At 63.8% G+C, this 10515-nt stretch carries 6 protein-coding genes; all 6 read right to left on the bottom strand.

Annotated elements, in window-relative coordinates:
* Positions 1-43: 43 nt before the first annotated feature.
* The gene (locus HMPREF3151_RS06565; protein ID WP_168160609.1) at positions 44-3406 is read right to left on the bottom strand and encodes a Rib/alpha-like domain-containing protein; all 3363 of its coding nucleotides are present in this window, start codon (positions 3404-3406) and stop codon (positions 44-46) included.
* Between the two features lie 641 nt (positions 3407-4047).
* A complete protein-coding gene (locus HMPREF3151_RS06570; RefSeq protein WP_070474772.1) occupies positions 4048-5253 on the bottom strand; it encodes an acetate kinase in 1206 nt (401 codons plus the stop codon).
* A complete protein-coding gene (pta, locus tag HMPREF3151_RS06575) occupies positions 5254-6597 on the bottom strand; it encodes a phosphate acetyltransferase (protein WP_070474773.1) in 1344 nt (447 codons plus the stop codon).
* A gap of 78 nt (positions 6598-6675) precedes the next feature.
* The gene (locus HMPREF3151_RS06580; protein WP_246815220.1) at positions 6676-7899 is read right to left on the bottom strand and encodes an ATP-grasp domain-containing protein; all 1224 of its coding nucleotides are present in this window, start codon (positions 7897-7899) and stop codon (positions 6676-6678) included.
* 86 nt (positions 7900-7985) lie between these two features.
* Complete coding sequence (locus HMPREF3151_RS06585) at positions 7986-8729, bottom strand: hypothetical protein (RefSeq protein WP_070474774.1); 744 nt, start codon at positions 8727-8729, stop codon at positions 7986-7988.
* 365 nt (positions 8730-9094) lie between these two features.
* A partial coding sequence (locus tag HMPREF3151_RS06590) for a hypothetical protein (protein ID WP_168160610.1) occupies positions 9095-10515 on the bottom strand: 1421 nt, incomplete at its 5' end.

The following is a 10515-nucleotide window of genomic DNA, read 5'->3' on the forward strand; positions in this document are numbered from 1 at the left end:
CGGTTATCATACAGAACCTTGCCAGCTGCGCCCAACAATCCAATCACCGCAAGCACCCACACCACCGGCGAGGGTTTCGAGGAGCCATCGGCCGCGCACCATCCACATCGACAACGACCTTGAACTGGCCCGTGGAGCCGTCGGCAAGCAACACGTTCACCGGAATCTCCTTGACCTGCCCGGCGGCATCAGCCGGAACATGCACGTCCAGCACGCCGCGGGCGCGGTCCAGAGACACCTCCCAGCCGTCCGCGTCGAACTCGCCCAGGCTGAACGGCTGGTCTGCGGCCTTGCTGGGCACCGGCAGCGTGACTCGTGTGGTGGAGTCGGGGCGGCCGACAGCGGAGACGTCGTTAAGCATGATGCTCTCAGCGAGCGTGTCCTTGCCGGACTTGGTGCGGACCTCAACCCGAGCAGACGTGATCGTGTGCGAGGAATCCTCGAACGTGACCTGCACCGGAATGTCGCGCGGCCCCGGGACAGTGCCGTCGTAGCTCGCGACGGTGAGCTCGCCCGTAACCGAATCCACCTTCGTGCGCAGCCCAGGAATCGGCTTGACCAGGGAGAACGACGCGCCCGAAACATTCGGCCGCAAAATGGCGGTTTGGCCAGCGTTGATGGTCACACGCGGGTACGTCACCTGCGTTAGCGCCGCAGTGCCGCGCACGGTAGTTGCCGGCACCTCCACGACACGCTGGGAACCGTCAGCAAAGGTCACCACCACCGGGATCAGCGTCGCCTGCGGGTCAGCCTCATCACCGTTGCGGACAGCCGTAATGGCACCCGTTTTCGGGTCCACAGAGGCCTGCCACCCTTCCGCATCGAAGGACGCTGCCAGCGCAAACGAGGTGCCCGCCGGAGCCTGGCTCGGTTCAACAGTGACCGGAGTGCCAGCCTCCGTCACCTTGACCGGGCGCCAGGACACCGCCTGGTTGGCAGCCTCCGACTGCGTGGCCACCGGCACCACCATCTCCTGCACAGAACCGTCCGGCAACGTCAGCTTCAACGGGATGTCAAAGTTTGCGCCAACCGGAGCCTCCTCCGAAACCTTGACGGTGATCGCGCCCGTCTCCGGGTCAATCTCCACCGGCAGCGCCGTGAGACCCGTCTGCTCGAAAGTCGCGCCCGGAGGCATCGAACCCGCGGGGAACATGCGGATGTTGCCGTCCGCGTCGAAGAACGGCTTGCCGTAGCCCCCGGCCGTGTTCGCCTGCGCCAGCGACTGGCCCGTCAGCGACGCGATACGGGCGAAAACGGTGGGCTTGTTCTCCTCGTCCGAAGTCGTGCCGTCGGCGTACAGCACCGTCACCGGAACAGTGATCGGCTCCGGGTCCTCCTCCGGAGCGGTGGCATACACCGCGCCGGTATCCGGGTCGATACTGACATCCCAGCCCTTGTACGCCTTTTCGGCGCCGAGCTCGTTGCCCTTGTCGTCGTACACCGGGGCTAGGGCGTACTGGCCAACGTTCTCGCGATCCTTGTTGACGGGGTACGTACCGTCGATAAGTGGCACGACAACGGTCTTGCCCGGCTGCGCGCCGAGTCCCTCCTGGTAGGCAGGTGCATACGCCTCGTTCTGCGCGGCGGCGTCGACGTGGAAGACTGCGGTTGCCTTGCCCGTGGTGCCGTCCGGGTACGTGAAATCGACGGGAACCTCGATGGTTTCCCCCGCCGGGGTACGCAGCGGCGCCTTCACAGTGACAACACCGGTGTCCGGGTCCACAGTTCCCTCAGCACTCTTCGTGGAGAACTTCGTGCCCGCGGGAAGCGGCTGCCCCGTGTACTTCACACCGTCGCGGTCGACGACCGCGATTGGCCGGCGGCTGGAGTTCGTCTTGCCCGCCTGGACATAAGAGTCCTTGTACTCCATGCCGCTAATCCGGTCGGAGTCGCTCACCGGCGCCGTGACCTTGACCGTGACGGTGTCGCGCTCCCCTGCTTCGGAGACCACATCAACCTTGTACGTGCCCGGATCGACATCACGGCCCGGCTCCGCCACCACCTGGCCGTCCGAGGCCACAGACAGCCACTCCGGCGCATCGCCGTCCACGCGCACGTTGACGGTCTTGGACGGCTTACGGGAAGGCACCGTCACCTTAGTGGTGCCAGCCTGCACGGTCAGCGTTTTCCATGCGAAGTCGTCCACCGACGGAGCGGGCTTCGAGGTGGTGGGCTTGGTGGTCTGTTGTGCCGAGGTGGTCGGCTTTGCGGTGGTGGGCTTCGGGGTGGTGGGTTGCGCGGACGTTGCCTGCCCCGAAGTCGGCTGTGCCGAGGTGGTTGGCTTGGTGGTGGGCTTCGGCGCTGGCTGAGTCGTCTGTCGGCCCGAGGTCGGGGTTGCCGAAGTCGGCTTCGTGGTCGTCGGCTCAGACGTCGTTGTTTCCGGTGTCGTCGAATCACCTGACCCCTCAACCTGGATATCGATGGTGTCGGTGATGACCTTGGCGTCGTTAGTGATGATCTCGACTTTCGCCTTGCCCGAGGCCTTCGGCGTGCCTTTGATCTTGCTCTCTTCGTCGTCGTAGGTCAGACCGTCCGGCAGGTCTGTGACCTCAACGGAAGATGCATTCTCCGTGGGGATTTTGATGTCGACTGACTCGCCGGGCTTCACCGGCTTCGGATCCTCGACAAAGTTCTCTTCGACTGGGGCAGGCAGGTCAGCAGAGTCTTTCACCGTGATGGTGAAGGTTTGCTCGAGCGGCCCGTTGGCGCCTTCAACGACGCTGCCCCCCTCAACCAGCTGGGTTTTCACCTCAAAGGTGCCGATTTCAGCCGGGGTGCCTTTAAGGAAAATGTGCTTGATATTGCCGAAGTTGCGCAGGTCCGCGGTGATGCCTGCTGGCAGCGTCGATTCGTCGATGGTTAGTCCCGAGTCGTACGTAGCGCGGTTGACGCGGATATCAACAGGGTTAATTTCCCTGCCAGTCCAGTAGACCTTGTCGGCCTGGTCGACGTAGACCGGGTCGGGTTGCAAGCTAATTGGGGCGCCGACAACCTTGGTGGAATTGTCCTTGAAGGTGAATTCCACATTGATCGTGTCGGTCTCCGGAAGCTCAGCATCCGAGTCCGGGGTGATGGAAATTTCACCCGTCGCTGGATCGACCGTTGCACCCCAGCCAGGGTTTACACCGTCGGCCAGCTTGTAGCTGGTCGGCGGGTAGACGGTCAAAGCGTTAGTGTTCGGACTGATCTTGGTCGTATCTCCGTATTTCACCGTGGTGGAAGACGGGTATTTCACCCACGACCTATCGGCGTCAGTCCGTTTTGAAAGCTGCGCCGACGCCTGCGACGAGACCTGCGGGGCTACAACCGGCTGGACGCCCGTGGCCACAAGCGACAGGCCGAGCGCGCACGCGGCTACCGATGTCCCGCGCCGACGCGCAAATGCGCGGTCACGCTTTCCAGTCATTGCAAGACCCCTTTTCACAAACTTCCATCTACTGCCGACCCAAACAACAGCCGACAGTACGATTTTATCCATCCGTAAATGTATAGGGCACTAACCCATGAAGACAACACAATTATGGTTTACGGAGCAGCAAAGCAGTCCAACAAAGACCAACGCAGTCCCCTGCCCTGCTACGCCCGCAACACAGACAGTTTTTGTGCAATCAATCACAGCAAGAAGAATCATCATACGTCTGCCTGCAGTGCGGTCAATTTCATCTGCTAGTTGCCCGAACCGGCTCCTAGCAGATCAGCCCGCAATCGAACCCGCTTTTCAATATCACCTGGAGCGACGCAAACTTGGACACTTGATCTGCTAGTTGCCGGTTTTTAGGCAACTAGCAGATTGCCTATCGACGCATCCGGCACCCACGCCAACACCCCCCACCAACACCAAGATCGCTGACCGTCTAGCAGCACCACACGACCTGCTAGACGATCCGCGAACCGGCTCCGCATTTCACCAGGTGATGATGACATTGAGTTTCAGTATCAGGCTGACCGTCTAGCACCCGCCGCACGCTGCTAGACGATCAGGCACAGAGCAGCAAAAACCCCGGCGCCAGGACTCGCCTGGCAACCGGGGCACGAGAAACTGCCGGGCTACCCCACGCGGGCGGCGACGGCTGCGGCCTTCTGCGCGATAGCGAGCTCCTCGTTGGTGGGCACGACAAGGACCTTCACCTTGGAGTCGTCGGTGGAGATGATGCGCGGGCCGTCGTTGGGCAGCGCATTTTTCTCCGGATCGATCTCGATGCCGTACATCTTCAGGTTGTCCAGAGCGTCCATGCGCACGTGCTGGTCGTTCTCGCCGACGCCGGCGGTGAACGTGATGGCGTCCACGCGGCCAAGCGCGATCATGTAGGAGCCGATAAAGCGGCGCAGCTGGTTCAGGTAGACCATGTAGGCCAGCCAGGCGTTTTCGTTTTCTTCCTCGATCATGGCGCGTAGCTCGCGGAAGTCGTTAACGCCGGACAGGCCCTTCACGCCGGACTGGCGGTTGAGCAGGTTGTCAATCTCGTCGATGGACATGCCGCCCTGGCGCACCAGGTGGAAGATGATGCCGGGGTCGATGTCGCCGGAGCGGGTGCCCATGGCCAGGCCGGCCAGCGGGGTCAGGCCCATGGAGGTGTCAATCGGATGTCCGTTGGCCACGGCCGACGCGGAGGCGCCGTTGCCTAGGTGCAGGACGATCTGGCGAGTGTGGTTCGGGTCGCGGCCGATCAGCTCCGGCACCTGGGAGGAGACAAACTCGTGGGAGGTGCCGTGGAAGCCGTAGCGGCGGATCAGGTTCTGCTCCGCCACCTCGGCGTTGATCGCGTACAGGGCGGCGGCCGGCGGCAGGTCACGGAAGAAGCCGGTGTCGAAGACCGCGACGTGCGGGATGTCCGGCAGCAAAGCGCGGGCGACCTCGATGCCGTCGATGTTGGCCGGGTTGTGCAGCGGCGCCAGCGGGATCAGATCGCGGATCATGTCCACCACCGGGTCCAGGATCAGCTCCGGCTCGGAGAAGACCATGCCGCCGTGGACGACGCGGTGGCCTGCGGCGACGATGTCGAGTTGCGTCGGGCCGATGCCTTTGGCGTCGAGAAGCTTGAAGGTTTCCTGCAGGCCGTCAGCATGCGTGGGCACGGCCTTCTGCACGACGTACTTCTGGCCGTCGTACTTGATGGTGATGCGGCCCTGCGGCTCGCCGATCTGCTCGACCAGGCCGGAGACGAACGGGTCCGCGGACGCGTCCGAGGTCGGGTCGACGATCTGGAACTTGATCGAGGAGGAACCGGAGTTGATAACGAGTACGTAGGACATTTACTTCGCCCCCGCCTGGATCGCCGTGATGGCCACGGTATTGACGATGTCGGGCACGGTCGCGCCGCGGGACAGGTCGTTGACCGGCTTGTTCAGGCCCTGCAGCACCGGGCCGACGGCGAGTGCGCCGCCGGTGCGCTGGGCGATCTTGTAACCCGCGTTGCCCGCCTCCAGGTCGGGGAAGATGAACACGTTGGCCTGGCCGGCAACCGGGGAATCCGGGGCCTTCTTCTTGCCGACGCCCGGGTCGCAGGCGGCGTCGAACTGCAGGGGTCCGTCGATGGCCACATCCGGTGCGAGCTCCTTGGCCTTCGCGGTCGCCTCCACGGCGCGCTCCACGTCCGGGCCGGCACCGGAGCTACCGGTGGAGTAGGACAGGACGGCCACCTTCGGGTCGATGCCGAACTGCGCGGCGGTCTTCGCGGACACGGCGGCGATCTCACCGATCTGCTCCGCGGTCGGATTCGGGTTCACGGCGCAGTCGCCGAACGCCCAGAGGCGGTCCTGCATGACCATGAGGAAGATCGAGGACACCACAGACGCGCCCGGGGCGGTCTTGATGATCTGGAAGGACGGCTTAATCGTGTGCGCGGTGGTGTGCGCGGCGCCGGAGACCATGCCGTCCGCAAGCCCCTTGTGCACCATCATGGTGCCGAAGTAGGAGACGTCCTTCATGGTCTCGCGCGCCTCTTCAATGGTCACGCCCTTCTTCTTGCGAAGCTCCGCGAACTCGGCTGCGAACTCCTCCGCCAGCTCGGACTCGAGGTGGTTGACCAGGTGCGCGCCGGAAAGGTCCAGGACCAGGTCGGCGGCGCGGCGGTTCATGTCGTCCACGTCGCCGAGGATGGTCAGCTCGGCCACGCCCTGCTTGAGCAGCTGGTCCGCGGCCTGCAGGATGCGGTCGTCCTCGCCCTCCGGCAGCACCACGTGCTTGCGGTTGGCGCGCGCCTGCTCGATCAGCTGGCGCTCGAACACCACGGGGCTCATCACCTGCTGGGCCTCGACGGGCTCAACGTTGTCAAAATCGCCATTGCTTATCGACGCCACGGTCGCCCCCAACTCCCCAATCCTCGCTGCCGCGAGCTTGGCAGCCGCGTCGTCGCCTGCGGCGAGCAGCACCGGAGCACCGATGGCGGCGGCGAGCTGCGCATCGAAGTTGTAGTCGCCGGTGCCGGCGTACAGGGCCGGCTCTTCGGTGACCTGCTCGGAGTTGAAGATTTCTGCCACGCTGTCACCCGAAAGTCGCACCAGGGGCAGCTCCAGACGGCTGGCAAGCTGCTGCAGATCCAGGCCGTCAAAGGTGCGGTTTGCAAGGGTTACCAGCAATGATTGGCGTTGAGACATGGCTTCACCTTTCGTCGTGGGCAAACATGCAACAGTTTACCGGTGCGAGCCCCGTCAAGACGAACCGAATGGTGTGATCTAATTCTCGCCGGGTTTTCCGTCGACTCTGTAGATCTCGCGGACGGCCTCCTCAGTGCGCTGGCGGGCCTCCGCCGCGGAATCGGCCGTGGCGAGGACCAAGGTGCCGTCGCCAAGCATTCGCACCGTCACCTCCTCGATTGCCATGGCCGCGGCGAGCGCGGACTGCGACGGGTGCCCCTCCAAAAAACGCACCGCGCCCGGGCTGATCAACGTCGAATCAATGGGCAGCCGCTGCGTCGCGTGCGCCTGCAGGTCGAACTGGTTGATGCGCTGGGTGACAAACGTGACCAACCCGTCGCGGCTCGGGCGCGGGGTGACCTGGGAGAAGTAGACATCGTCGCCGGAGACGAACATCTCCACCGAAAAGATGCCGCAGCTGGCCAACGCGCCGGTGATGCGCGCCGCGATGGAGCGCGCGTTATCCATCGCCGCCTCAGGCAGCGGCGCAGGCTGCCAACTTTCGACGAGCTTGCCGTCGCGGTGGCGGGTACCAATCGGCTCGCAGAACCACGTAGCCAACTCGCCCGTCTCCGGGTCGATGGAGCGCGCGGCAAGGATGGTGACCTCGAAATCGAAGTCGATGAAGCGCTCCACCACCGCACCCTGGCCCAGGCCACGATCGGCGGCGCGCCACGCATCAGCGAGATCCCCGTCGCTGTGCACAATGCTGAAACCCTCGCCGTCCTTGCTGGTCGGCGCCTTGACCACGCAGGGGTAGCCGATCCGCTCCACCGCGTCGTGCATCTCCTGGGGAGTCGAGGCGTACTCGTAGTCCAAAACGGGAAGGCCCAGCTCCTCGTTTGCCTGCTTACGCACGGCCATCCGGTCCGCCGTGTGGCGGCACGCCTCCACCGACGGGGCCACCACCGCGCCGACGCGCTGGGAGACCTCCTCCACCGTCTCGATCGTGTCCTCGGCATCGCCCGACGTGACGATGATGCCCGGGTAGAACACCTCCGCGATACTCGCGGCGCCGATGCGGGTGTCAAACCCCATGCGCTTGTAGGCCTGCTCCAGGTCCAGCGCCATCGCGGACTCGCCCAGGATCAGCGCCCGGCGCGGCATCTCCGCCGGTTCCTCGCTGGTAGCGGGCGCGGCGGGGACGGTGGGGATGGCACCCGTGTCGTCGGCGGAGTGCTCGGCGTTGGGCCCGGTGTTGAGGTTGGTGTTGGGCCCGGTTGAGCGCTCGGAGGGGTGCTCTGCAGAGTGCGGAACAGTCATGGGAGCTGATTATCCCACAGTTCCGGGTGCGGGCTGGTACGCAAAGCCTGCCCTTGTGCGAATACGCTGGATCCACCCCCAGACCGTCACCGAACTGGGGGATGTTTGAGGAGCTGCGACACACGACTGAAGCCTGTCGCCCATTCTTTCAACTCCGGATCGACGATTTCTAGAAGCTCGAAGATATCGTTAAGCCGCTGACGAAGAGGATGCGTTGCGGTTACACGAGTTGAAGGCCCCAGCAGGTACTCGTGGTGCGCTATGCGGTTCCGAAAGTACGTGAGCCTGTAGAGAAGCCACCGCAATCGGTCCGGATCGGCTCCCGGCTGGAAAACACACTTGAGGGCAGATTCCCAAAGAATGGTGCGGTAGTTGTTCGTCACCGGGTCTTTCGACTCTCCCCACTCAGACGGAAACAAATTGTGCCAAGCTCCAAAAGTCACCTGAGCAAGAACATCGCCTTCCTGCAACGGAAAACCCTTTCGTGGGTGCGCAGGGTTCTGATCTCGACGGTTCTTCGCTTCCTTCGCCTTGGATTGAGCCTCAAGCAGAGGTCCCTTCATCAACTTCTGCAAAGGAAGCGGGAGCATCGCTGGCTCCGCGAGCAGCCATTTCCCGACGTCCCTAGAGAGACAGTAGCGGTCCACCCCTCGGTAAATGACGTTTCGCAAAGCAACCTCCGAAATGCCAAGCAATTCAAAATAAGCTGCCCCGACTTGGACATTCCAGAGATAAAACGAGAGCGCCAACTTCACGTTTCCATCAGCAAGCTGTAGGAACGGCGCTAAACGAGCCTCTCCGAGATAGGTTCCCCAGAAACCCTTATTCATTACAATCCCCCTCGATACATGCTACTGTTCTACGCGAAAAGGCTCTACGGAGTCGGAGACTGAAAGCGGGTCTGTTGGTTTTCACCAGCACGGCCCGCTTTCGTTTGCGTTTACTCGGACAGACCCTGGGATCCTCACCCTGGGATCGGCCGATTGGAGTTGTCAGTGGGTGAAGATCCCAGGGTTTCGCGGTGCGGGGGTCTGAGCAGTGCACTTCACCAATAGTGATCGATCATTAAAAGTGATCAAACAGATCAGACCGGTCGCTCACGGGCTCGCCCCCCCCAACCAACGACGAAGCGCCCCTGCCTCCCGGTGCGGGAAGCGGGGGCGCTCGGCTCGGCTAGGGCCCGGGCCCTACTCGGTTACTTCTTCTCGGAAGAACCGGCGTAGGTCTTGCCGGAGGAGCCCTTCAGCTCGAGGTCCTTGACGGAGCTGCCGATGCCGCCCGGGGTGCAGTTGTCGTAGATGACCGTGCCGGTGAGGATGCCGGCGGCGATCAGCGCGAGGCCTGCGCCCACGGTTGCCACGTCCAGGCCGAACTGGCGCAGCTGCTTGTTAATCACCTCTACCTGCAGCGCAATCTCCGGGTTGAACACGCCCAGCTCCTGCTGGATCCGTGCGTTGGCCAGGCGGATCTGCTCGGAGTATTGCTCCACCACCGGGGACAGGCCCGGGATGGCGGTCTGGGTGGCCAGGCCGATCGGGATCAGCGCCAGCAGCGGCAGGCCGAAGCCGACGGAGGTGGCGATGCAGCGCTTGCGCTCGTCGTCGGTCAGGCCCGGCTTGCCCGGCGTCTCAGACACTTCCTGACCCTCGGACGGCGTGAAGTTCACGTCGAGCGGGTTGGACTTGCCCTCGATCTCGTCGCGGTTGGACACGCCGTCACCGTCGAAGTCGCCGTTCGGGTCCAGGATGGAGCGGCCGTCCTGACCCACCAGCTCAAACTTCGCCTCGCCGGTCAGCGGATCCTTCACGCCGTCGAGCGTGATGGTGCCGGTGGCCTTCGGGTTGGCGATGCCGTCGAACTGCTTCACAAAGTCGTCCCAGGTGGTCTTGCCGGTCGGGAACTTCTCGGTGAAGGAGTCCTGGAGCTGCTCGTTCGTCGGGGCCTGGCCGGTGATCGTGCCGGAGGTGCCGTCGATAGTAAAGCTCCAGTTGTCCGCGCCCTCGGAACCTTCGACCTCGGCGCCTACCACTGCAGTGGTGAGGTCCTGGCCCGCGAACGGATCCTTGGACGTGCCCTTCTCGCCCGGCTTCACCGCGGTGGCGTCGCCGTAGTTCGGCGCAACGATGTTGACGCGCAGGTCGTAGCCGTCCTTGTCGGTGACGCGCTTGCCGTCCTTGTCGCGCACGGCCACGAAGGCCTCGCGCGGGTCGGTGCCGGCCGGCACGCTCACCTTGATCTCGCCGGTTTCCGGATCGATCTCGACGACGCCGCCCTCGATCTCCTTGCCGGAGCGGTCCACCAGCTTGCCGGTGTAGCCGCCGTCCTTGTCCGGGTTGTTCACGCGGCCGACAACGTGGAAGTTGCCGTCAGCGGGCACGTCCGGGGTGCTCACAGAAGCGGTGTCGGAGTCGTTGTCGTCGCGGTTCTTCTCGTGGCCGTCCACCGGCACCTCCACCTCGACCGCGCCGTTGGGCAGGTTCGGGTCGGTGACGGTGACGGTGATCGGGCCGTCGACATCCTCGCCCGGGGTGAGGTGGATGTTGCCGTCCTCGTCGATTTCGGCCGGGATGTCCTTGCCGTCTTCGTCGGTGGCGGTGACCTCGGTGTCCTCGGACG

It is taken from the genome of Corynebacterium sp. HMSC05H05 (genome assembly GCF_001807265.1).
Lineage (GTDB): Bacteria > Actinomycetota > Actinomycetes > Mycobacteriales > Mycobacteriaceae > Corynebacterium.

Bases quoted from the DNA above. Each gene is read 5' to 3' on its own strand.
- HMPREF3151_RS06565 (WP_168160609.1), bottom strand. From the start codon at position 3,406: ATGACTGGAAAGCGTGACCGCGCATTTGCGCGTCGGCGCGGGACATCG.
- HMPREF3151_RS06570 (WP_070474772.1), bottom strand. From the start codon at position 5,253: ATGTCCTACGTACTCGTTATCAACTCCGGTTCCTCCTCGATCAAGTTC.
- pta (WP_070474773.1), bottom strand. From the start codon at position 6,597: ATGTCTCAACGCCAATCATTGCTGGTAACCCTTGCAAACCGCACCTTT.
- HMPREF3151_RS06580 (WP_246815220.1), bottom strand. From the start codon at position 7,899: ATGACTGTTCCGCACTCTGCAGAGCACCCCTCCGAGCGCTCAACCGGG.
- HMPREF3151_RS06585 (WP_070474774.1), bottom strand. From the start codon at position 8,729: ATGAATAAGGGTTTCTGGGGAACCTATCTCGGAGAGGCTCGTTTAGCG.